The organism is Ancylobacter sp. SL191, assembly GCF_026625645.1.
GTDB lineage: Bacteria > Pseudomonadota > Alphaproteobacteria > Rhizobiales > Xanthobacteraceae > Ancylobacter.
The window spans coordinates 773966-796204 of sequence record NZ_CP113056.1 but is presented as its reverse complement, the minus strand read 5'-3'; the positions used below and the strand labels follow the sequence as shown (position 1 = coordinate 796204).

Here is a 22239-nt window from a genome sequence, read left to right as displayed (position 1 = left end):
GGACGAATCGAGGGTATCCGTGATGAACGATCAGGATCGCCAAGCCATTGATGGGCTTTTCGAAAAGCTCGTCGAGGCGGAACGCCGCTCGCCCCCGCGCGACGGGCAGGCCGAGGGCTACATCGCCGAACGCATCGCCCGTCAGCCGGCAGCGCCCTATCTGATGGCGCAGACCATTGTCATGCAGGACTACGCCCTGCAGCAGGCACAGGCGCGCATCGAGGAGCTGGAGCGTCAGGCCGAAGAGGTGGAGCGTCAGGCCAGTGAGTCGCGTCCGGCCAGCTCCGGCGGGCTGTTCGGCAGCCTGTTCGGCTCGGGCGCTCCGCCGGCCCGGCGCGGCTCGGTTCCGTCCATGCCGCGCACGAGCAGCACCGCCTTCGGCTCGGGCGCCGGGGCTGCGGCGGGGGCCTCCTCCCCCGCCTGGGGCGGCGCCCCCGTCGGCCAGCCGGGAACTCCCTCACAGGGCCAACCCGGCTATGGCCAACCCGGCATGGGTGCTCCCGGAATGGGGCAGCCGGGCATGGCCCAGCAGCCCGGCGCCTTCGGCCGGCCGGGCTTCGGCGGCGGTGGCGGCGGGTTCCTCGCCGGCGCGGCGCAGACGGCGATGGGCGTGGCGGGCGGCGTGCTTCTAGGCAGCGCCATTTCCAGCATGCTCTCCGGCGGCGAGGCGAAAGCCGCTGAAGCCCCGGCCGAGCCTCCGGCGGATGCTCCCGCCGACAATGCGGCCGATGCGGGCGCCGATGACATCAACGCTTCCGATGAAGGCGGCTGGTTCGACGGCGGCGGCTGGTTCGGCGGCGACGAAGAGATTTGACCCTTCCCTCGGATCCCCCGTGGATCCTCTCCTTGGGGCCGGCTCACGCCGGCCCCTTTTTTCGTGCATCGCCGGCCGGCGCCTTTTCGCGCCGCGCCGCGCGCCATCTTTCGTTCCGCCCTTGGTTCGGCGGCAACACGCGCCATGTTGGGGGTGAGCCAGCTTTCCGCGCGCATCCGGGAAAGTCCGGTTGTCCCATCGGACTCACCCGCTAGCGTTCGCATCCCGCTGATGGAACGGAAGGCGCCACCGCCATGACCCTCGCCGATCCCACGCACGCCTCGGAGGCCCGCTGGCACGCGCTGAGCCATGCCGACGTCGCCGCGCGGCTGGAGGCTCCCATCACCGGCCTGGCCGCCGAGGAGGCGCGCCGCCGCCTCGTCGCGCATGGGCCGAACGCGCTGCCCGAACCGAAGGGGCCTTCGCCGCTCCGCCGCTTCCTCGCCCAGTTCAACAATGCGCTGATCTATTTCCTACTGGCTGGCGCGGTCGCGGCGCTGATCCTCGGCCATTATGTCGATGCCGGCGTCATCATCGCGGTGGTGCTGGCGAACGCCATCGTCGGCTTCGTGCAGGAGGGGCGGGCCGAAGAGTCGTTGCGGGCGATCCGCAACATGGTCGCGCCGCACGCCAACGTCATCCGCGCCAGCCAGCGCCAGAGCATCGCCGCGCGCGATCTCGTGCCCGGCGACCTCGTGCTGCTTGAAGCCGGCGACCGCGTACCGGCCGACACGCGGCTGATCGAAGCGCGCGGCATGCTGATCGACGAGGCAATGCTCACCGGCGAATCGCTCGCCGCGCAGAAACATGAGGCGCCCGCCCCGGCCGAGGCGGCGCTTGGTGACCGGCATTCCATGGCGTTCTCCGGCACGACGGTCGCGGCGGGGCAGGGCACCGGCATCGTCGTTGCCACCGGCGCCCGCACCCAGATTGGCCGCATCGGCCGGTTGATGGCGGGTGTGGAGCCTATGGCGACTCCCCTGCTGCGCGAGATCGACGCCTTTGCCCGCCGCTTCACCGGGGCGGTGCTGATCGCCGGCGGCGTGCTGTTCCTCATTGCCGTGCTGCTGCGCGGCTATGGCTGGAGCGAGGCGCTGATGGCGGTGGTGGCGCTCGCGGTCGGCGTGGTGCCGGAGGGGCTGCCAGCGGTCATCACCATTACCCTCGCCATCGGCGTGCGCCGCATGGCCCGGCGCAACGCGGTCATCCGTCTCCTGCCGGCGGTGGAGACGCTGGGGGCCACCTCGATCATCTGCTCGGACAAGACCGGCACGCTCACCCGCAACGAGATGACGGCGCGACGGCTCTTCGTGCCCGGCGACGCGGCAGCGGTGGCCGCCATTGACGTCTCCGGTATCGGCTACGCGCCAGAGGGCGAGCTGAGCGGGCCGGAGGCGTCGGGCGCCGCCGTGGAGGCGCTGCTGCGCTGCGGGCTGCTGTGCAATGACGCGCATCTGCGCGCCGAGGGGGGCGTCTGGCACGCCGAGGGCGATCCGATGGAGGCGGCGCTGGTGGCGCTCGCCGTCAAGGGCGGGCTGGTGCCGGCCGTGGAGCGCGGGGCGTGGCAGTGGCTCGACGCCATCCCCTTCGATGCCGCCTATCGCTTCATGGCGGTGCTGGCGCGCGGGCCGTCCGGCGAGGCGGTCATCTTCGTCAAGGGCGCGCCGGAAGCGGTGCTCGCGCTCTGCGCGGGGGCGGAGGAAACACGCTGGAACGCCGCCATCGAGGCGACGGCCCGGCAGGGCGAGCGGCTGCTCGGCTTTGCCGCGATGCGGCTGTTCGACTCCGGGAGCGGTCGCCTTGCCTTGAGCGACCTTGAGGACATGGAGTTCCTCGGGCTGGTCGGCTTCATCGACCCGCCGCGTGCCGAGGCCATGGCGGCCATTGCCGAGTGCCAGACCGCCGGCATCGGCGTGAAAATGATCACGGGCGACCACGGGGCGACCGCCCAGGCCATCGCCCGCCAGCTCGGGCTTGGCGCCGAGCCGCGGGTGATGACGGGCGCGGAGGTAGATGCCACCGAGGATGACGCCCTCATCGGCCGGGCGCAGGAGACCACCGTGTTCGCCCGCACCAGCCCGGAGAACAAGCTGCGCATCGTGCGCGCGCTGCAGACCACCGGCGCGGTGGTGGCGATGACCGGCGACGGGGTGAATGACGCGCCCTCGCTCAAACAGGCCGATGTCGGCATCGCCATGGGCCGCAAGGGCACGGAAGCCGCCAAGCAGGCAGCTGAGGTGGTGCTGCTCGACGACAATTTCGCCTCCATCGTCGCGGCGGTGAAGGAGGGACGCACGGTCTATGACAACATCCGCAAGATGATCGCCTGGACCCTGCCGACCAATGGCGGTGAGGTGCTGGGCGTCGTCGTCGCCATCCTCATTGGCGCGACGCTGCCCATGTCGCCGGCGCAGATCCTCTGGCTGAACCTCATCCTCAGCGTGACGCTGGGCCTTGCGCTGGCCTTCGAGCCGACCGAACCGGGCACGATGGCCCGCCCGCCGCGCCCGGCGCGGGCAAGCCTGCTCACGCCCTTCATGCTTTGGCGCATCGCGCTGGTGTCGCTGCTGTTCATGCTGGCGTCCTTCGCCATGCTGCATCTGGCGCTGGCGCGCGGGCAGGATCTCGCCACCGCGCGCACGCTGGTGGTGAACACCATCGTGGTGATGGAGATCTTCTACCTGTTCAATGTGCGCTTTCTGCACACGACGTCGCTCACCTGGCGCGGGGCGCTCGGCACGCGCGCGGTGCTGGTCGCGCTGGCGGGGGTGACGCTGGCGCAGGTCGCCTTTACCTACGCGCCGCCGCTGCAAGCGGTGTTCGACACGCGACCCGTCAGCTTCCTCGACGGGGTGATGGTGGTGGGCGTCGGCGTGTTGCTGATGGTCGTGCTGGAAGCCGAGAAGGCCGCGCTGCGCCGGCTCGGCCTGTTCCGCGACGAGCTGTGAGGTTCAGAGCCGGCGCACGCTGCGCAGGGGCGTGCCGCTGGCCTCGATGCGGGCGAGCGCCGCCCCGAGCGGCTCGCGCACCACGGACATGAAGAAGGCGGTGGCGTGCAGCAGCGTCTGTCCGTCCTCGACGATGCCGACATGGCCGGGCCAGAACAGCAGGTCGCCGCGCCGGAGCGTGGCGAGATCCCCGTCGAAGGCAAGGGCGGCGCCGAGCGCCTTTTCCTGCATGTCGCTGTCGCGCGGGCAGGCGATGCCGCAGGCGGTGAGCGCCATCTGCACGAGGCCCGAACAGTCGAGCCCGAGGCTGGAGCGCCCACCCCAGAGATAGGCGGCGCCGAGATAGCGCGCGGCCTGCGCGACGAAATCGCCCTCCACCACATCCAACGGCGCGAGATGGGCGCTGAAGATGAAACCGCCCTCGGCGGTGAGACTGAATCGCTCGCGCGCCTCGATCACGATGACCCGGCTGCCGAGCGAGAGCAGGCCCTGCGGCGGCAGCTTGATCGATGGACCGGCAAAGACAGGGGTGCGCAGCGCCGCGACCTTGTGGGTGGCGGGCGCCGCCACCGGGCCGAGCGCTTCCGCCGGCAGCCAGCCGACATAGCCGTCGCCATCGAGCTGGCCCCAGGCCCAGCCTTCCTCGGTGAGGTCGTAGATCGTCACGGTCTCGCCGAACAGTGCCTCGGTGGTCAGCGGCGCCTCGGGAGAGGGCTCCTTGCGCACCGGCGCGGCGGGATGGACGACGCGGTAGGTGGTGCCCTCCACATAGCGCGGCGCCTCGATGAGGCCGCGCAGGTGGGTGGCGGCGAGGTCCGGCCGGGCGGGCGTGAGGCGCGGGTCGAGTTCGGTCACGGGCGGTCCTCGGCGGAGAGGGCTGGCGGGCGGCGGCGCGCTCAGCGCAGATGGCGGGCGACGGCGACGACCTGATCGCCCAGCTTTTCCAGATACAGCGCCCCGTCAACCGTGCGCTGGATGATGACGTTGCGCTTGTCCGCCTCGTCCCGGCGCCGCGAGACGAGGCCGAGCGCGCCCATCGTGTCGAGCGCGCGGGTAATGACGGGCTTGGTCACGCCGAGGCGAGCGGCGAGGCCGCGCACCGTGTGCGGCGGGGCTTCGAGATAGACGCAGAGCAGGATGGCGAGCTGGCGCGGGCTGAGGTCGGGCGCGTCGTCGCGCACCTGCGCGAGCGACAGCTCGTGCAGCAGGCGCAGCGCCTGCGATGGGCGCAACTCGACCGCCATGGTCCGAACCTCGTTGGCCCCGTAACGCTAATCGTTACGGCTGCGGATTGTTCGTACCATGCGGTCGGGCGGGCCAACAATTCCTTAACGCGCGTAACGCTCCGTCAGCAGCGCGTCGAGGGCGCGTATGGTCTGCGCCTCGCCCCCTTCCGGCCGGCCCGGCCGGTTGGACGGGTTCCAGGCGTAGATGTCGAGATGCAGCCAGCTCCCCGCCCGCTCGACGAAGCGCTGGAGGAACAGCGCGGCGGTGATGGAGCCGGCAAACCCGCCGCCCGGCGCGTTGTTGAGATCGGCGATCGGGCTGTCGAGCATGGAGGCATAGGGCCGCCACAGCGGCATGCGCCAGAGCGGATCGGCCTCGGCCGCGCCATGGCGGGCGAGGTCGGCGGCCAGCGTCTCGTCATCCGTATAGGCGGGCGGAAGCTGCGGGCCGAGTGCGACGCGGGCGGCGCCGGTGAGGGTGGCGAAGTCGATCAGCAGCTCCGGGGCTTCCTCATCCGCCAGCGCCAGCGCGTCGGCGAGGATCAGCCGGCCCTCCGCATCGGTATTGCCGATCTCGACCGAGAGGCCCTTGCGCGAGGGCAGGATGTCGCCCGGCCGGAAGGAGGCACCGGACACCGCATTCTCCACCGCCGGCACGATGAGGCGCAGCCGGATCGGCAGGTTGCGGCCCATGATCATCTGGGCGAGGCCGATCGCGCTCGCCGCGCCGCCCATGTCCTTCTTCATCAGCAGCATGCCGGCGGACGGCTTGATGTCGAGCCCGCCGGTGTCGAAGGCGACGCCCTTGCCGACCAGCGTGACCTTGGGCGCGTCCTCGTCGCCCCAGGAGAGGTCGATCAGGCGCGGCGCGCGCGGGCTGGCGCGGCCGACGGCATGGACCATCGGGAAATTGGCGGCGAGCAGATCATCGCCCGCCGTCACCCGGACGCTGCCGCCGAAGCGCGCGGCCAGCGTGCGCACGGCGGCTTCGATCTCGGCCGGGCCGAGGTCGTTGGCAGGGGTGTTGACGAGATCGCGCGTGAGCGTCACCGCCTCCGCCGTGCGCTCCAGCGCCGCCTTGTCGACGCCATCAGGCACGACGAGGCGGATGGCCGGCTGGCTGCGCTTGCGGTAGCGCGTGAAGCGGTAGGCGCCGAGCAGCAGGCCGAGCGCGGCAAGGCGCGGGTCCGCCGGGGCGCGCTCCAGAAAGTAGTCGCCGGCCGGCAGGGACGTCGCGAGCTTGCCGAAGGAGAGCGGGTCGCGCGGGGCGTCCTCGCAGCCGAACAGCACGCCGGCAATGCTGCCATCGGCCGCCGGCAGGATGAGGAGCGATCCGGGCTCGGCCTTGAAGCCGGTCGCCTCGCCGAAGGCAAGCGCCGGGGCGGGCAGGCCCTTGGCCACCTCGCGCCAGTTCTGCGGCGTCACGCACCAGATCGGGCGGGGATTGGCGGCCTCCGAGGCGGTGATCAGCGTGGCGGCCATGGTGTTCCCCTCTTGTGCGGGCGGCCGTCAGGCGACGGCGAGTTCAAACGCGCCGTTCTCGACCATGTAGACCGCGCCCTGGCGCACGGGCAGGTCCACCGCCTGTTCGGGCGGCATGCCGGCGAGGACATGCAGCATGGCGCGCACGACGCCGCCATGGGTCACCACCACGCTGTCGGTGGTGATCTCGTTGATCGCCCCCATAACGCGCTCGGTCAGCATGGCGTAGCTCTCGCCGCCGGGCGGCACGAAGTTCCACGGATCGGTCTTGCGCACGGCGACGCTGGCGGGATCGCGGCGGCGCAGCTCGGTCCAGCTATAGCCTTCCCAGCGGCCGAAGCCGATTTCCTTCAGCCGCGCGTCGCGGCGGAACTCGTCCGGCGGCAGGCCGAGCTCGGCGCGCAGGATCGCCATGGTCTGCGAGGTTCGGCCGAGCGGGCTCGCCACATAGTCGAGCCCGGCCGCGCCGCCGGCGAGGCGGTCGACCACGCGCGCGGTGTTGGCCGCCTGCTCGCGGCCGAGATCGTTCAGCGGAATGTCGTGATGGCCCTGGAGACGCCCGGCGAGGTTCCAGTCGGTTTCGCCATGGCGAACAAGGAAAATGCGGCAGCGGCTCATCGGGCGGGCAGTGTCACGGTGTGGGTGTAGCTGCGGCCGAGCCGGCCCACCTGCGGGTAGGAGACTTTCAGCGTCGCGGTGGCGCCGCCGCGCGGCAGCCGGCCGGTGACGAAGACCCGCGTGCCCTGGATGACGCGGCCGAGGCAGAAGGAGGAGCCCGCCTGCACCGCGTCCACGGTGAAGTTGCCATAGTCGGTCGAGAGCTTCACACCGGCCGGGGCGCTGAGAATGGTGATGGTCGGCGCCTGCTCGGTCTGGCAGCGCGTGTCGGCCGTGCCGGCCGCGAACACCATCCGCCCGCCGCCGCCGGTGAGCAGCGAGACGCGGCTATCCTCGTTCTGGTCGATCGGCGAGACATAGCCGGGGAAGATCGCCCCGCCCGGCCCGAAAATGCGCGGCAGGAGCGGATATTGCTCCAGCGTCGGCGGCACACCGCGATCCTGCGGACCTGGCGGGGGCTGCACGGTGAGGGAGGTCTGCGCCTGCGCGCCCGAGGACAAGGCGAGCCCACCGACGAGGGCCAGCGCCGTCGCCAGGACCGCAAGACGCGGAAAAGCCAGGGTCGGAGCGGGGTGAGGCTGGGTCATCGCTGTCTCCTTAACCGGGGCTCGGGCGGCGCGTGCGGATCAGTCGCGATCCAGCGTCAGGTCCGGCGCCTCGGGGTTCTTCATGCCGACGACATGATAGCCCGCATCGACGTGGTGAATCTCGCCGGTGACGCCGCGCCCGAGATCCGAGAGCAGATACATGCCGGTATCGCCGACCTCGTCGATAGTGACGGTGCGGCGCAGTGGCGCGTTCAGCTCGTTCCACTTCAGGATGTAGCGGAAGTCGCCGATGCCGGAAGCGGCCAGCGTCTTGATCGGACCGGCGGAGATGGCGTTGACGCGGATGTTCTTCGGGCCGAGATCGGCCGCGAGGTAGCGCACGCTCGCCTCCAGCGCCGCCTTGGCGACGCCCATGACGTTGTAATGCGGCATCCACTTCTCGGCGCCGTAATAGGTCAGCGTCAGCATGGAGCCGCCATTGGTCATCAGCTTCTCGGCGCGCTGGGCGACGGCGGTGAAGCTGTAGCAGGAGATCAGCATGGTCTTGCTGAAGTTGTCCGCGGTGGTGTCGACATAGCGCCCGTCCAGCTCGCTCTTGTCGGAGAAGGCGATGCAGTGGACGAGGAAGTCGAGCCCGCCGAGCTGGCGCTCGGTCTCCGCGAAGACCGCGTCGATGGTGGCGGGGTCGGTAACATCGCAATGGCCGACAATGGCGGCGTCCAGCTCATTGGCGAGCGGCTCGACGCGCTTCTTCAGCGGCTCACCCTGATAGGTGAAGGCCAGCTTCGCGCCCTGAGCATGGACGGCCTTGGCGATGCCCCACGCGATGGAACGGTTATTGGCGACACCCATCACGAGCCCGCGCTTGCCGTTCATCAACCCAACCGATGCCATGCCCGTCACACCGTGCTCCGTCCTGTCGTCCCACCTTGCGGTGGCGAGGGGTTCCTATCGCACAGCGGCAAGACGCGCTCAAGCGAGCGGTTACAGTCGGACATGCGGCCGCGAAAGACGCAGGCGTGGCCGACGTAGCGGCAGGTGGGTGCCGCTCGCCCGCTCAAGCCCCGCTGCGCTTGCGCAGCAGCGCTTCGAGCTCGGAGTCGCGCTCGGCCGGCAGGGCGATGCGGACGGTGGCCAGAAGATCGCCGTCGCCGCCATCGGGCTTGGGCAGGCCCTTGCCGCGCAGGCGGAAGGTCCGCCCCGAATCGGTCCAGGCCGGGAGGGAGAGCTCTACCTCGCCCTTCAGCGTCGGCACACGCAGCTTGCCGCCCAGCACCGCCTGGGCGAGCGGCAGCGGCACGTCGGCGCGCAGATCCGCGCCTTCCACCTTGAACAGGCGGTGCGGGGCGTAGGCGACGACGACATAGGCGTCCCCCGGCGTGCCGCCAAAGGCGCTGGGCTCGCCCTGCCCCTTCATGCGCATGCGGTGGCCCTCGGCGACGCGGGCGGGGATCTTGACCTCCATCACCCGTCCATTGGGCAAGTGGACCTTGACCGGCCCGCCCTCGACCACGGTCTCCAGCGGCACCGGCACGGTGATGTCGATGTCATTGCCGCGCGGCGTCTCCGCCCGGCCACGCCCCCGCGACCGGCCGCGCCCGCCGCCAAGGCCGCTCAGAATGTCGGAGAGCACGTCGTCGAAACCGCCGGCGTCATGCGGGCCATGGCCGGAGCGCCGCGCGCCCTCCTGGCCGAAGGAGAAGCTCTCGAAGATCGTCTCGCCCGCCGGGCCCTGCTGGAAGCCGCCGCCACCCCGGCGAAAGCCGCCGGCGCCGCCGGGAAAGCCCTCGAAGCCCTTCGGCTTGCCTTCGGCGTCGATCTCGCCGCGGTCGAACTTGCCGCGCTTGTCCGGGTCCGAGAGAATTTCGTGCGCGGAGTTCAGCTCGGCGAACTTGTCCGGCGCCTCCGGATCGTCCGGGTTGGCGTCGGGGTGCAGTTTCTTGGCGAGCTTGCGGAAAGCCCGCTTGATCTCGGTTGCGTCGGCGCTGCGGGCAACGCCGAGGATGTCATAGGGGTCGCGCATGGATGATACGTCTCGTCCGGCGGTTCCGGCTCTGCGTCATGTAGGAGACGTGTTGCCGCTCTGCAACGGCGCGCGGCAAAAGGCGGGTGCGGCCGGATGAAGGGATGTGGGCTAGCTGCGCTCGAGCAGGCGGGCCTGATCGACCTTCCAGCCGGTCTTGGTGCGGCAGGCCGCGCCCTGCAGCCATTCCTCGCCGCTCTCCTTGACGAAGCTCATGAGGAATTCGCGGCAATGGCCGCCACCCGCATCGGCGGTCTTGCTGAGCGGGGTGACGGTGCCGCGCGTGGCGCTGACATAATTCTCCCACGGCACGCTCGGGGCGGCGTCCTTTTCGACCAGCGCTTCGGCGAGCGCTTTGCGCGCCGCCATCCAGTCCTCCGGGGCGACGCCCTTGGGCACGGGTTCGGCGGCATAGGCGGCCGGGGGGGCGCTGATCGAGCCGGTGGCGATGGGATCGAGCGCGGAGGTGCCCGAGCAGCCGGCGAGCAACAGAGCGACCGCGACGAAGGAGACGGAGCAAGCCGCTGTCCGAAGCGCGCCGGCGTGCGTATATGGAGCCGGAATGCGCATCATCGCGGATGATGCCGTCCGTCGCCGCCTTAGGAACATCGTCGGGCCCTCGGGTCCACTTATCGAGACTGCCCTTATGGAAGCGCCTGAAGAGTTAACATCCGGTGATTTCACGCAGGCTGCCGAGCCGTTCCAGCTCTTTGAGGACTGGTTCGCGGAGGCAAGGGCCAGCGAACCTAACGATCCCAACGCCATGGCGCTGGCGACCGTCGATGCTGACGGGCTGCCGGATGTGCGGATGGTGCTGCTCAATGCCCGTGACACGCGCGGCTTCGTGTTCTTCACCAACTCCAACAGCGCCAAGGGCCGCGAGCTCGCCGGCACGCCGAAGGCGGCGGTGCTGTTCCACTGGAAGTCGCTGCGCCGGCAGATCCGGGTGCGTGGGCCGGTGGAGATGGTGAGCGCGGCGGAGGCTGACGCCTATTTCGCCAGCCGCCCGCGTCTGTCGCAGATCGGCGCCTGGGCGAGCCAGCAGTCGAGCGCGCTCGAAGGGCGCTTCGCGTTGGAGGCGGCGGTGGCGAAGTTCACCGCCAAGCACGCCCTCGGCGAGGTGCCCCGCCCGCCGCACTGGAACGGCTACCGCATCCGCCCGGTGCAGATCGAATTCTGGCACGATCGCCCGTTCCGCCTGCATGACCGCGTGGTCTTCGAGCGCGCGACGCCCGAGGTGGACGGCTGGAGCAAGACGCGGCTCTATCCCTGAGCCTATTCTTCGCTGCGATGCGGGGTCCGGCATCCTACGGACGTCACCCGGCCGCGCTATTGTCCTGACACCCGCCCCGAGCTGAGCTAAGACTGCCCCCATGACCAAGGGTTCCAACCAGCCTCGCCGTACCTTGCTGCTCACCGGCGCCTCGCGCGGGATCGGCCACGCCACCGTCAAGCGGTTCTCCGCCGCCGGCTGGCGGGTCATCACCTGCTCGCGCCATGCCTTCCCGGAGAATTGCCCGTGGGAGATGGGGCCGGAGGACCATATCCAGGTCGACCTCTCCAATCCCGAGGACACGCTGCGCGCGGTCGACGAGATCAAGAGCCGGCTGGAGAATGGCGAGCTGCACGCGCTGGTCAACAATGCCGGCATCTCGCCCAAGGGGGCGGGCGGGGCGCGGTTGAGCACGCTCAACACGCCGCAGGAGGCCTGGCACAAGGTCTTCCAGGTCAATTTCTTCGCCCCCATCCTGCTGGCGCGCGGCCTGCTGGAAGAGCTGAAGCGCACCCATGGCGCTGTGGTGAACGTCACCTCCATCGCCGGCTCGCGGGTACACCCCTTCGCGGGCGCGGCCTATGCCACCTCCAAGGCGGCGCTGGCCGGGCTGACGCGCGAGATGGCGGCCGATTTCGGCCCGCTCGGCGTGCGGGTCAACGCCATCGCGCCCGGCGAGATCGACACCTCGATCCTCTCGCCCGGCACGGAGAAGATCGTCGAGCAGATCCCGATGCAGCGGCTCGGCACGCCCGACGAGGTGGCCAAGATCATCTATGTGCTGTGCACAGAGACCTCGTCCTACCTCAACGGCGCCGAGATCCACATCAATGGCGGCCAGCACGTCTGAGCGTGCGGGCCTGCCGGCTCACAGCCAGCGGCGCCATTTGAAGATCCAGTAGGGCACGATCGCCGCGATCAGCATGGCGATCAGCGCCGCCGGGTAGCCCCATGTCAGGGCAAGCTCGGGCATGTGCTCGAAGTTCATGCCGTAGATCGAGGCGATAAGCGTCGGCGGCATCAGCACCACCGAGAGCACCGCGAAAATTTTGATGATGTTGTTCTGCTCGATGCTGACGAGGCCCAGCGTGGCGTCGAGCAGGAAGGTGATCTTGTCGCCGAGATAGCTCACATGGTCGGTGAGCGAGGTGGCGTCGCGCTGGAGGCTCTTCAGCGCCGTCTTCTGGTCCTTGGACATCGCCTTCAGCTCGCCCTCGGCGGCGAGGAAGGTGAAGATGCGGGCCATGCTGACGAGGCTTTCGCGCACCTTGGAGGCGAGGTCGCCGAGCTGGGCGATCCGCGCCAGCAGCGCGCGGTAGCGCTGGTTCTGATCCGTGCGGGCCTCGCGGTCGAAGATGCGCTCGGACAGCGCCTCGATCTGGGCGGCGAGGCGCTCGATGATGTCGGCGGCGCGGTCGACGATGGTGTCGAGCAGTTCCATCAGCAGCCGCTCGCCGGTCATGTCGGCCGGGCAGGCGCGGCCGAGCTCGGCGGTGACCAGCCGGAAGGGCTTGGGCTCGTCATAGCGCAGCGTGACCAGCCGGTGGCGGGCGAGAATGAAGGTGACGGCGGAGAGTGTCGGGCGCTCGTCTTCCGAGTTGCAGACGAGACTGCCGGTCAGGTAGATCGCGCCCTTCTCCAGCCGGAGCCGGCTCGAGGGTTCGATTTCGATCATCTCGTCCCGCGTGGGGATGGCGATGCCGAGCGCCGATTCGACCAGATCGTCCTCCGTCTCGGAGGGGCGCAGCACGTCGATCCAGATCGTGTCGGGCGGCAGCGTGCCATCGGGCGCGACGGGCACTCCCGTGAGCGCGCCTTCGCGCACGCAATAGGCGGTGATCATGCGGTTCTCCCCGGAAAGGCCGGCGACGATGGCGGGCGGCGCCATGGAACGGCCGGCTGCGGCTTCCCGGTAATCCCGGAAGGCCGCAGCCGGTTTCAGCCGTCCCTATAGCAGCGACGCGTCATCGGGTCGCCCGCAGCCTGACGACGGCGGGAAACGATGTCGGTGCGTGGGGGGAGGGGTGCGGACGAGCTCGTCCCGGCCGGTGGCCGGTGGCAATCAGGCCGCGAAATATTCGATGTCGCGAAGCGTTACGACTTTGGCATCACCACCATCGGTCCGCGCCGCACCCGTATTGGGGGCATCGGATACCGTCTTCTTGTCAGACGCATAACGCGCCGCGGCGGCAACCGCGGAAATACCGATCTCGCGCCAGTGAGCACTCTGCTCCGCGCGGTCCCAGCGGTCACTCGGCCGGCTTTGGGGGGCCGGCTTGTCTTCGGTAGACATGACTTCCTCCAAGGTGATCCACCCGCTCGCCGGGTGGCTGCCGACGAATTGACCGTCGACTGCGACAAAAATAAGCAAAATCGGGGTCGCCGGTAAGGCTCTTGACGTTACGGAGGGGTTTTGCCGGCGATTTTGGATGTCTTCCAGAAGAAGTGAGCTTTTTGCGCAACATTTTTTGCCCGCCTTGCACGGTCACTCATGTGGCCCCTTCAAGGCGGAACCAAGTTCGGTTAATCGACAGTCAAGGGTGAAGCCGCACGCTTGGCGCGTGCAATTGATTCGGAGCATTGAGAAATGAATTTGCGCGGGGCGGGTATCATCCTGTTTGCGCTTCTCGTTGGCGCTTGTACCAGCGTCGAGCGTGAGCCGGCGCCGACGGCGTCGCTGACGCCGCGGGACAAGCAGCTTCTGGCCAACGCGCCGTATCAGAAGGTCCTGCCGCCGGACATCTACCAGCGCTCGATCGTCGATTACGCCGGCGCCGAGAAGCCGGGCACGATCGTGGTCGATACCGAGAAGAAATATCTCTACTTCGTCCAGGACAACGGCAAGGCCATCCGCTACGGCGTGACCGTCGGCGAAGAAGGCCTGGCGTTCAAGGGCGAGGCCAAGGTGGGCCGCAAGGCCGAATGGCCGACCTGGACCCCGACCCCCGAGATCAAGCAGCGCCTTGCGGGTATCCCGAACTTCGTCGGCCCCGGCCCGCACAACCCGATGGGCGCTCGCGCGCTCTATCTCTACCAGGGCAACAAGGACACGCTGTTCCGCATTCACGGCACCAACCAGCCGGAATATATCGGGCAGGCGATCTCCTCGGGCTGCATCCGCATGCTCAATGAGGACGTGATCGACCTTTACAGCCGCGTGCCGCAGGGCACCGAAGTCGTGGTGCTCTGAGCCTCCGCTCGGCACTTAGCCCAACGAATATAAAAAGGGCGCTGCCGCTGGCAGCGCCCTTTTTATTTGCGGGGATCGCGACTTCCGCCGGTCCGCCGTCATCCCGGCCCCTCGGGTCTTGCCTTCGGCAAGCCCAAGGGCAGGCTCCGCGAAGCCGCAGAGCCGGGATCGCGGGCCGCTCTTTTCCTTCCCGCGATCCCGGAGCGGTCCTGCGGACCGTCCGGGATGACGGCAAGGTGGGAAGCCGGCCTCAGGCCGCCAGCAGCTTCTGGCTCACCGCCCAGTCGAGCGTCTTGTCGAGCGCGCGGGTGAGCCGGTCGAACAGTTCGTCGATCTCGGCGGGCGAGATGACCAGCGGCGGGCAGATGGTGACCGCGTCGCCGAACACGTTGCGCACGATCAGCCCCTCGGCCTGCGCGAAGGCGACGCATTTGGCGGCCAGGCCGAGCTTCGGGTCGAACTGGTGCTTGGTCTTCTTGTCGGCGACAATCTCGATGGCGGCAACCATGCCCGCGCCGCGCGCCTCGCCGACCAGCGGGTGATCCTCCAGCGCCGCGCGGCGGGCGACGAACTGCGGGATCTTGGCCCGCACGCGCTCGAAGATGCTCTCGCGCTCATAGATCTCCAGCGTCTTCAGCGCCACGGCGGCGGCGACCGGGTGGCCGGAATAGGTGTAGCCATGGCCGAAGCTGCCGAGCTTGCGGCTCTCGTCCAGCATCGCCTGGTACATGTCCTCGGGGATCATGACGCCGCCGATCGGCTGGTAGGCCGAGGACAGCGCCTTGGCGATGGAGATGGAGTGCGGCTTCATCTCCATGGCTTCGCTGCCGAAGGCCGTGCCGAGGCGCCCGAAGCCGGTGATGACCTCGTCGCCGATGAAGAACACGTCGTACTTGGCCAGCACGTCCTGGATCTTCGGGTAATAGGTCTTCGGCGGCACGATGACGCCGCCCGCGCCCATCACCGGCTCGGCGATGAAGGCGGCGACCGTCTCCGGCCCCTCGGCGAGGATCAGCGCCTCGAGATCGGCGGCGAGGCGGGTGGCGAAGGCCTCCTCGGTCTCGCCCTCCTCGGCCTGCCGGTAATAATGCGGGCAGGTGGTGTGGCGCACGCCGGCGATCGGCAGGTCGAAGTCGTTATGGTTGCCGGGCAGGCCGGTGAGCGAGGCCGAGGCGATGGTGACGCCGTGATAGCCGCGCATGCGGGCGATGATCTTCTTCTTCTTCGGCCGGCCGAGCGCGTTGTTCATGTACCAGACGAGCTTCATCTGGGTGTCGTTGGCCTCCGAGCCCGAGGAGGTGAAGAACACCTTGGAGATCGGCACCGGCGCCATCTCCTTGAGCTTCTCGGCGAGCTCGATCGCCGGGTCGTGGCTCTTGCCGCCGAAAATGTGGGTGAAGGGCAGCTTGCGCATCTGCGTCGCCGCCGCTTCCACCAGTTCCTCATTGCCGTAGCCGAGCGCGGTGCACCACAGCCCCGCCATGCCCTCGAGATAGGGCTTGCCCTCGACGTCGTGGACCCACACGCCCTTGCCGTGGTCGAGGATGAGCGGCCCCGCCTCGCGGAAGGCGGCGAGGTTGGTGTAGGGGTGGATCAGCGTCTCGACATCGCGAGTCTGCAGGTTGGTCAACATGGGCGCGGCTCCAGGAAGGTCTATGGGACCAGCCTAGTGCTTCCGCGCCTCGCCCGGAAGCGCGCCCTTCGCATCATGCCGCTACGGCCGGCCTTATTCGGTCACGGCGTGGGCGCCTCGTCCGCCGGGCCTTCCTCATCCGGTTCGTCCGGTTCGGCGCCCTCGCGTCCCGGCGCCTGGGCCGGGCGGGCGGCAGGAGTTGGCGTCTCCCCAGTGGGCGTGTTCTGCGGCGCGGCGGTGCCGGGCGCTTTCGGGGGCGGGCCGGCGACGGCCCATTGGCAGAGCACCGCACCGCTGCGCCGCTCGGCGCGGTCGAGATGCAGGTGCTGCTCGTGATAGCCATCCGAGCCCGGCCCGAGAATGGTGGTGAAGTCGGCGCAGGCCCCCATTTTCAGCCTCTCGCGAAAGGCCAGCGGCATGGCTTCCTCCTTGCCGCCCTCGGGGGTGCCGATGACCACGCGCCGGCCGTCTTCCAGCATCAGGCCCCGCACATCGATGGCGTTACCGCGCCCGTGCTCGCTGATCTTGGCGCCGGCCACGCGGTTGCGCGGGCGGCATTGCTGGGACGCGGCGACCATGAGGCCCGACAGTTTCGAGCCGAGCGTCGCGGCGGCGGGGTCGACCTCGTCGCGCAGCCAGTGAGCGACCGAGGCGGCCATCTCGCAGCGGAGTACGGCGGCGGGCTGGAGCGGAATGGTCCGGCCATCCTTCAGCCGCACCGAGGTGAGGCTGACGCCCCGGTCCACCGCGCAGGCCGGATCCGTCGCGGTGACGGTGATCGGGGTGAACGCGCCGAGATCCTGCGCGGAGAGTTCCGGGCAGATGGTGGGGATGCTCGCGCCCGCGGAGGGTCTCTCGGCGGGTGCGGCCTCGGCGGGCGGCAAAGCGGCGACGCGGTCCGGTTCGGGCTCGGCCGGCCGGGGCGTCGGGCGTGGGATCTCGGCCGGAGCCGTCGCGGCGCGACCCGTGGCGTCCGGTGTCGCGGGCGCCTGAGGGGACGACGTGTCCTGCGCCGCAGCCTCGGTGCTGGTCTGGGCCTCCGTCCGGTCGGACGGCGTCGGCTTCACCGCCTCGCGCGTCACGCCGGGGGCGGGAAGTGCCGCGACACGCACGGCGCCGGGCGCCGTAGGCGGTGTTGGCGCAGTAGCCGTGGGTGCCGGCTCGGCGGCGGCCGGTGGTGCATCCGCCGCCGCAGGTGGCGCCGTGGGAAGAGCGGCGCTGGCGGCCGGGCCACCTTCCGCCGGGCGCGGCAGGGGCAGCGGCGCGGTGGCCGGAAGCCGGCGGCGCGTGGTGCGGGCGGGTTTGCCGTCGCTGAACCACGCGCCGACCTCCCGGTTGAGCGCGCGGCCCGCCTCGTCGAAGCCGCTGCCGATCTCTTTCAGCGGATCGGCGGCGGCCGGCGTCGCCAGCATCAGGGCGATGGCGGCAAGGATGGCGGCATGCGAGGTCAGGCGCGTGCGGCGCGATGGGAGCCTCGGAAAATCCATGCTATCAGGCCCTTCTCTGTTCTGTTCGGCCGGGCATCGACTTACCGTGAACGCTCCACGCGCCATTCTGTTCGACAAGGACGGTACTCTGGTCGATTTCGACCGTACCTGGGGCCCGGCCGCCGGTGCCGTGATGGCCGCGCTGGCGGGCGAGGACGATGTCGGGCTCGCCGCGCTTCACGCCGTCAGCCACTACATTCCCGCCGAGCGGCGCTTCCTGCAGAGCTCGCCGCTGATCGCCGGTTCCTCGCGCCAATACGGCCCCGCCTGGGCCAAGGCGCTGGGGCGCGAGGCCGACCTTGCCTTCTTCCGCGAGGTGGACCGGCTGTTCGTGCAGGAAGGCCGGCGCTACCTCACCCCGCTCGGACGCCCGGCGCAGACGCTGGCGCGGTTTCACGCGCTTGGCTTGCCGCTCGGCATCGCCACCAATGACGGCGAGGCCAATGCCCGCATCCAGGCGGAGATCCTCGGGCTGACGGCGCTGCTCAGCGCGGTCTACGGCCATGATTCCGGCTTCGGCTCCAAGCCCGCGCCGGGCATGGTGGAGGCCTTCGCCTCCCTCACCGGCCTCAAGCCCAGCGAGATCGCGCTGGTCGGCGATACCAAGCATGACCTCGACACGGCGAAGGCGGCGGGGGCGCAGGCCATCCTGGTGCGCTGCGGCCCGCAGCCGGTGGACGGCTTTGCCGATGAGGCGGACCTCATCGTCGATTCGGTCGAGCACCTCGCCGAGTTGATGCTGGAATGCGTGTGAGGGCGCCGCGATGATCCGCCGCCGGCTTTATGTCGAGGAGCGCGTCTCCAAGCTCGCCGTGTGGAGCCTGCGTGCGGCGGTCTTCGCCCTGCCGGTGACGGCGATCGCGCTCGGCCTCTACGCCACCGAGACGCTGGATTTCCGCAGCGCGGTCTATGCGGTACTGGCGGGTGTCGGCCTGTCCGCCCTGGCGCTCTTGCTGGCGCTCGCCGGCTTTGTCGTCATCTGGAACGAGGGGCTGCGCGGCCTTGGCCGGGTGATCGGGGCTGCGGCGCTGGCGCTGCTTCTCATCGCCCCGACCGCGACGGTGGCGGCGCTCAGCGTCGGCCTGCCGGCGCTGCACGACATCACCACCGACATGGACGACCCGCCGACCTTCCAGACGCTCGGCCAGCTGCGCTCGCGCGCGGCCAACAACCTCGCCTATGCGGGGGCGAGCGCCAGCGCCGAGCAGCGCGACGCCTATCCCGGCATCAAGCCGATGATCGTCGATGTGCCGCCGGATGACGTCTACAAGGCGCTGATGGGTCTGGTGACCCGCCACAAATGGCTGGTGGTCGATGCGGTGCCGCCGCGCGGCGGCCAGCGCGAGGGACGCATCGAGGCGGTGGCGCGCAGCCTGCCCTTCGGCCTGCGCGACGATGTTGTCATCCGCCTGCGCCGCACCGCCGAGGGCACGCGCATCGACATGCGCTCGGTCTCGCGCAATTCGGATCGCGATTTCGGCGCCAATGCCCGGCGCATCGACCAGCTTCTTGCGGAACTCGCCGACGCACAGGGCCGCGCGCGCCGCTGACGCGCGCCGTCGTGCCTTCAGCCGAGCCGGAACGTGCCGTCAAAGGCCGCCGGCCCTTCGGTGAGCACCTCGCCGCGCCCGACCAGATCCTCCAGATGCGCCAGCGTTGACAGCCCCGCCGCGTAGAACAGGCGTGGGTTCAGGCCGATATAGATGGCGCGCACGATCTCCGGGATGCTCATCGGCCCGCGCGCCAGCGCCCGCAGGATGGCGGTCTCGCGCGCCTCGCGATGGCGGATATAGCGCTCGACGAAGGCGTGCCCCTCCCGCACCGGCCCGCCATGGCCCGGCAGGTAGAAGGTCTCGGGCCGCGCCCGCAGCCGGTGCAGCGAGGCCATGTAGTCGCTCATCGCCCCATCTGGTGGGGCGACGATGGAGGTCGACCACGCCATCACATGATCGCCGACGAAGATGAGCCCGGCATCCTCCAGCGCGAAGGCCATGTGGTTGGCGGTGTGGCCGGGCGTCGCCAGCGCGGTGAGCGCCCAGCCGCGCCCGGCGATGCGGGCGCCATCGGCCAGCGCGACATCCGGCAGGAAAGCGCGGTCGGCGGCGGCGTCGAGCGTGTTGACCTCGCCCGCATGCAGCGCGCGCGCCGCCCGGTGCGGGCCCTCGCCATAGGTCGCGGCGCCGGTGTGGGCGACGATGGCGGCGAGCGCGCCGCTATGGTCGCGATGGGTGTGGGTGAGGATGACGTGGGTGACGGTCTCCCCGCGCACCGCCGCCAGCAGCGCGGCGACATGGGTGGGATCGTCCGGGCCGGGATCGATGATCGCCACCTCGCCGTGCCCGACAATGTAGCTGCAGGTGCCGGTGAAGGTGAATGGCCCGGCATTGGGCGCGAGCACGCGGCGCACGCCAGGCGCCACTTCGTCAGCCACGCCGGCGATGGCGTCGAAGCGGCGGTCGAACGGGATGTCCTCGGCCATGCGCGTGGCTCCTTCTAGCTTGCCCGCGCTGTCGCCCTAGCCCAGCCCATGGCCGCTGTCGAGGCACCGGCGTCGCCTTATGCTTTGCGGGCCGACCGTCTCTCCATGCGGCAGGATTGCCTCCTGCGCGACACGCCTTTAAGGAGCGCAGGCGGCGTGCGTGAGCGAGGGATGACGATGGATCAGCTGGTGGACGGCTATCGCCGGTTTCGCGCGACCTCCTGGCCGGAGCGTAAGGCGTTGTTCGAGAAGCTGGCGGCGCGTGGCCAGCGCCCGCAGACCCTGGTGATCGCCTGTTCCGACAGCCGCGTCGATCCCAGCATGATCTTCGACGCCGGGCCGGGCGAGCTGTTCGTGGTGCGCAACGTCGCCAATATCGTACCGCCCTATTCTACGCCCGACCACCACCACCATGGCACCAGCGCGGCCCTCGAATTCGCGGTGCGGGTGCTGGAGGTGCGCGAGATCGTCGTGATGGGCCACGCGCTGTGCGGCGGCGCCGGCGCGCTGATCGACGGCGCGCCCGACGCAGCGCAGGATTTCCTGCCGGACTGGATCCGCATCGCCACCCCCGCCCGCGATATCGCGCTCAACCTCTCCAGCGACCCGGCCGAGCAGCGCCGCATTCTCGAACACCAGTGCGTGAAGCTCTCGCTGCGCAATCTGGAGACCTTCCCCTGGGTCCGCGAGCGGCTGGAGGATGGCCGGCTGGTGCTGCACGGCGCCTATTTCGCGGTGGCGACCGGGGTGCTGGAACGGCTGGATGAGGACGGCGTGTTCCGCCCGGCCTGAGCCGGACTCCGACCCCTCCCCATGTGGAACTCCGGCCGGCAATCCGCGTTAGGCGGGTTGCAGGCTCTGTCCTGCCAATCAATGCATTGGGAGAGACGCGATGGGGTTGCTCACGAAAGACATCAAATCGCTCGACGACCTCCTTCTGCAGGCCCTCGCCGAACTGCGCTACACCGAGCGTCGGATCCAGCGTGCCCTGCCGATCCTCGCCGGCAAGCTCTCCGACGTCCGCCTGCAGGACGAGATGCAGACATGGGTCGAGGCCTCCGAGGCCTATATGGAGCGCGTCGACGATGTGTTCCGCCTGCATGGCGCGACGCCGTGCCTGGTCGAATCCCCGGCGATCGACGGGATCTTCATCAGCGCCGACGAGCTGAATGACGAGATCGACAGCTATCATGTGCTGGACACCGCCATCATCGGCGCGGTCGAGGCGGTCGCGGCCTACAGCCTTACGCGCTATCAGACGGTGATCGGCTGGCTGCGCCAGGGCGGCCGAGTGGAGAGTGCGCGCCTGCTGCATGAGAATCTAAGCAGCCGCCGTCGCGCTACCGCCGCGCTTCAGGTGCTCGCCGAGCGCTGCCTCGCCGAGCAGCGTGTGCGCCGCTCGGGTCGCCTGCCCGCCGTGCTCGCCGGCTAATATCTACCGCTGCAGCGCCCTTGCCGTGCGGGCGGCGAGGGCCTCCGTGTCTGCGGCCAGCCGCTCGACCCGCACCCACCGGTTCCAATCCCCGGCGAGACTCCAGCCGGGTACGCCAAGGCGTGCCACGGGCAGCCTATAATGCAGCACGGGGCGCGGCTTCACCTTGTCGGTGATGCGCCCGGCCACACGCTCTCCCAGCAGTTCCAGGAACAAGGGCAGCATGTCGAGCCCGCGCTTGCGCGTCGGGTTGGCGGCCAGATAGTCATCGCAGAGCGCCGGCAGGTCCGGTGCATAGGCGGGATCGAGCACATGTCGCCGATAGGCCGCCGGGAACGGCTCCGGCGCATAGAGCCGCGCCAGGCCGGACGGCAGGATCTCCCCGCGCAATTCGTCCTCCAGCAGCAGATAGGCCCGCAGCAGCGCCAGGATCGTCGCTGGCGCCGGATCGGGGGGGACGATGTTGAGGTGCAGCCCGAGCGAACCCGCCAGCGTGGCGCGGTCCCCGCCGGCGCCCGCGGCCTGTAGCCGGGCGAGAGCCGCGTCGACGGACGGAAGGTCTTCCGGCGGCAAGGGCTCGGTCACCAGTTCGCGCGGGATGATCGGGCCAAGGGAGGCCGCGACCAGGGTGGAGGCCGGCGGGCGCAGCCAGGGCGCGGGGTGCCGATAGGGCCGGTGCGGATGGATGTGCCGCAGGTCGCGCTCGACGCTGATGCGCCCCAGCGCCGAGTCGAGCAGATGGAAGGCGAAGGGGTCTTCCTCCTCTACCCGCCCACCCAGATGCGCCGCCAGCACGCCCGCAGCCCGGCGCTCCGAGAGGCCGGTAAACTCGACCTCGATCCCGACGCGGCGCGGCCGCCCAGCCGAATCAAGCGGGCGGGGCAAGGCATCGAAGGCGAGGAGAGAACCGGGCTCGACCCGGGGCGCGGCTTTCATTCGCCCTATCTGGGCACGACACCCGGCTTTTTCCAGACGTAACGTCAACCTTCATCGCGTCCGTGGGCGGGGGTTGCTACAGAAGGACGATGTGTTTGACGGGTGAATCCAGCGGTATAATGGGCGGCCTTCATTGAAATGAACTTGCAT

23 protein-coding genes are annotated in these 22239 nt (G+C 69.8%); 9 read left to right on the top strand and 14 right to left on the bottom strand.

Annotated features, from left to right (window positions below):
• Positions 1 to 22: 22 nt before the first annotated feature.
• Both OU996_RS03490 and OU996_RS03485 read left to right on the top strand, forming a co-directional pair.
• Positions 23 to 814 (top strand): DUF2076 domain-containing protein, encoded by a 792-nt coding sequence (locus tag OU996_RS03490; RefSeq protein ID WP_267584270.1) that lies wholly within the window; start codon positions 23 to 25, stop codon positions 812 to 814.
• Positions 815 to 1068: 254 nt separating this feature from the next.
• Positions 1069 to 3762, top strand: coding sequence for an HAD-IC family P-type ATPase (locus OU996_RS03485; protein WP_267584269.1), 2694 nt, complete (start codon positions 1069 to 1071; stop codon positions 3760 to 3762).
• A gap of 3 nt (positions 3763 to 3765) precedes the next feature.
• On the opposite strand, the gene OU996_RS03480 is transcribed toward OU996_RS03485, so the two are convergent.
• From OU996_RS03480 to OU996_RS03445, 8 genes are all read right to left on the bottom strand, one after another.
• Complete coding sequence (locus tag OU996_RS03480; RefSeq protein ID WP_267584268.1) at positions 3766 to 4617, bottom strand: C40 family peptidase; 852 nt, start codon at positions 4615 to 4617, stop codon at positions 3766 to 3768.
• A 41-nt stretch (positions 4618 to 4658) separates the two neighbouring features.
• Positions 4659 to 5006, bottom strand: a complete 348-nt coding sequence (locus tag OU996_RS03475) for a MarR family transcriptional regulator (protein WP_267584267.1) — start codon at positions 5004 to 5006, stop codon at positions 4659 to 4661.
• An 84-nt stretch (positions 5007 to 5090) separates the two neighbouring features.
• The gene (locus tag OU996_RS03470; protein ID WP_267584266.1) at positions 5091 to 6470 is read right to left on the bottom strand and encodes a leucyl aminopeptidase family protein; all 1380 of its coding nucleotides are present in this window, start codon (positions 6468 to 6470) and stop codon (positions 5091 to 5093) included.
• A 27-nt stretch (positions 6471 to 6497) separates the two neighbouring features.
• The gene (locus tag OU996_RS03465) at positions 6498 to 7088 is read right to left on the bottom strand and encodes a histidine phosphatase family protein (RefSeq protein ID WP_267584265.1); all 591 of its coding nucleotides are present in this window, start codon (positions 7086 to 7088) and stop codon (positions 6498 to 6500) included.
• Entirely contained in the window at positions 7085 to 7675 is a 591-nt protein-coding gene (locus OU996_RS03460; protein WP_267584264.1) for a hypothetical protein, read from the bottom strand. Before OU996_RS03460 ends, OU996_RS03465 begins: the two co-directional genes overlap by 4 nt.
• Before the next feature lie 39 nt (positions 7676 to 7714).
• Positions 7715 to 8530 carry an enoyl-ACP reductase FabI gene (gene fabI, locus OU996_RS03455; RefSeq protein WP_267584263.1) on the bottom strand — a complete coding sequence of 272 codons (816 nt, stop codon included), beginning with the start codon at positions 8528 to 8530 and terminating at the stop codon, positions 7715 to 7717.
• A gap of 163 nt (positions 8531 to 8693) precedes the next feature.
• Positions 8694 to 9659 (bottom strand): J domain-containing protein, encoded by a 966-nt coding sequence (locus tag OU996_RS03450; protein WP_267584262.1) that lies wholly within the window; start codon positions 9657 to 9659, stop codon positions 8694 to 8696.
• A gap of 111 nt (positions 9660 to 9770) precedes the next feature.
• Entirely contained in the window at positions 9771 to 10232 is a 462-nt protein-coding gene (locus OU996_RS03445) for an RT0821/Lpp0805 family surface protein (protein ID WP_267584261.1), read from the bottom strand.
• Positions 10233 to 10305: 73 nt separating this feature from the next.
• Here OU996_RS03445 and pdxH point away from each other — a divergent pair, with 73 nt between their 5' ends.
• Positions 10306 to 10932: a pyridoxamine 5'-phosphate oxidase gene (gene pdxH / locus OU996_RS03440; protein ID WP_267584260.1), complete on the top strand. Its 627-nt coding sequence runs from the start codon at positions 10306 to 10308 to the stop codon at positions 10930 to 10932.
• Positions 10933 to 11032: 100 nt separating this feature from the next.
• Positions 11033 to 11782, top strand: a complete 750-nt coding sequence (locus OU996_RS03435) for an SDR family NAD(P)-dependent oxidoreductase (protein ID WP_267584259.1) — start codon at positions 11033 to 11035, stop codon at positions 11780 to 11782.
• An 18-nt stretch (positions 11783 to 11800) separates the two neighbouring features.
• Here OU996_RS03435 and corA read toward each other — a convergent pair whose 3' ends face one another.
• Complete coding sequence (gene corA, locus OU996_RS03430; protein WP_267584258.1) at positions 11801 to 12775, bottom strand: magnesium/cobalt transporter CorA; 975 nt, start codon at positions 12773 to 12775, stop codon at positions 11801 to 11803.
• Between the two features lie 219 nt (positions 12776 to 12994).
• On the bottom strand, positions 12995 to 13225 hold the full coding sequence (locus OU996_RS03425) for a hypothetical protein (RefSeq protein WP_267584257.1): 231 nt from the start codon (positions 13223 to 13225) through the stop codon (positions 12995 to 12997).
• Between the two features lie 294 nt (positions 13226 to 13519).
• Here OU996_RS03425 and OU996_RS03420 point away from each other — a divergent pair, with 294 nt between their 5' ends.
• Positions 13520 to 14122, top strand: coding sequence for a L,D-transpeptidase (locus tag OU996_RS03420; protein ID WP_267584256.1), 603 nt, complete (start codon positions 13520 to 13522; stop codon positions 14120 to 14122).
• Between the two features lie 250 nt (positions 14123 to 14372).
• Here OU996_RS03420 and OU996_RS03415 read toward each other — a convergent pair whose 3' ends face one another.
• Together OU996_RS03415 and OU996_RS03410 are read right to left on the bottom strand one after the other, a co-directional pair.
• Complete coding sequence (locus OU996_RS03415) at positions 14373 to 15755, bottom strand: aminotransferase (protein WP_267584255.1); 1383 nt, start codon at positions 15753 to 15755, stop codon at positions 14373 to 14375.
• A gap of 101 nt (positions 15756 to 15856) precedes the next feature.
• Positions 15857 to 17242: an extensin family protein gene (locus tag OU996_RS03410; RefSeq protein ID WP_267584254.1), complete on the bottom strand. Its 1386-nt coding sequence runs from the start codon at positions 17240 to 17242 to the stop codon at positions 15857 to 15859.
• Positions 17243 to 17288: 46 nt separating this feature from the next.
• Between OU996_RS03410 and OU996_RS03405 the strand changes: the two genes are divergently transcribed.
• Together OU996_RS03405 and OU996_RS03400 are read left to right on the top strand one after the other, a co-directional pair.
• Positions 17289 to 17996, top strand: coding sequence for an HAD family hydrolase (locus tag OU996_RS03405; RefSeq protein WP_267584253.1), 708 nt, complete (start codon positions 17289 to 17291; stop codon positions 17994 to 17996).
• A 10-nt stretch (positions 17997 to 18006) separates the two neighbouring features.
• Complete coding sequence (locus OU996_RS03400; RefSeq protein ID WP_267584252.1) at positions 18007 to 18792, top strand: DUF1499 domain-containing protein; 786 nt, start codon at positions 18007 to 18009, stop codon at positions 18790 to 18792.
• 17 nt (positions 18793 to 18809) lie between these two features.
• On the opposite strand, the gene OU996_RS03395 is transcribed toward OU996_RS03400, so the two are convergent.
• Positions 18810 to 19721: an MBL fold metallo-hydrolase gene (locus tag OU996_RS03395; RefSeq protein ID WP_267584251.1), complete on the bottom strand. Its 912-nt coding sequence runs from the start codon at positions 19719 to 19721 to the stop codon at positions 18810 to 18812.
• A gap of 171 nt (positions 19722 to 19892) precedes the next feature.
• Between OU996_RS03395 and OU996_RS03390 the strand changes: the two genes are divergently transcribed.
• Both OU996_RS03390 and OU996_RS03385 read left to right on the top strand, forming a co-directional pair.
• Positions 19893 to 20513, top strand: coding sequence for a carbonic anhydrase (locus tag OU996_RS03390; RefSeq protein ID WP_279315235.1), 621 nt, complete (start codon positions 19893 to 19895; stop codon positions 20511 to 20513).
• Positions 20514 to 20613: 100 nt separating this feature from the next.
• The gene (locus tag OU996_RS03385) at positions 20614 to 21153 is read left to right on the top strand and encodes a ferritin-like domain-containing protein (RefSeq protein ID WP_267584250.1); all 540 of its coding nucleotides are present in this window, start codon (positions 20614 to 20616) and stop codon (positions 21151 to 21153) included.
• 3 nt (positions 21154 to 21156) lie between these two features.
• Here OU996_RS03385 and OU996_RS03380 read toward each other — a convergent pair whose 3' ends face one another.
• Complete coding sequence (locus tag OU996_RS03380) at positions 21157 to 22089, bottom strand: amidoligase family protein (RefSeq protein ID WP_267584249.1); 933 nt, start codon at positions 22087 to 22089, stop codon at positions 21157 to 21159.
• Positions 22090 to 22239: the final 150 nt, after the last annotated feature.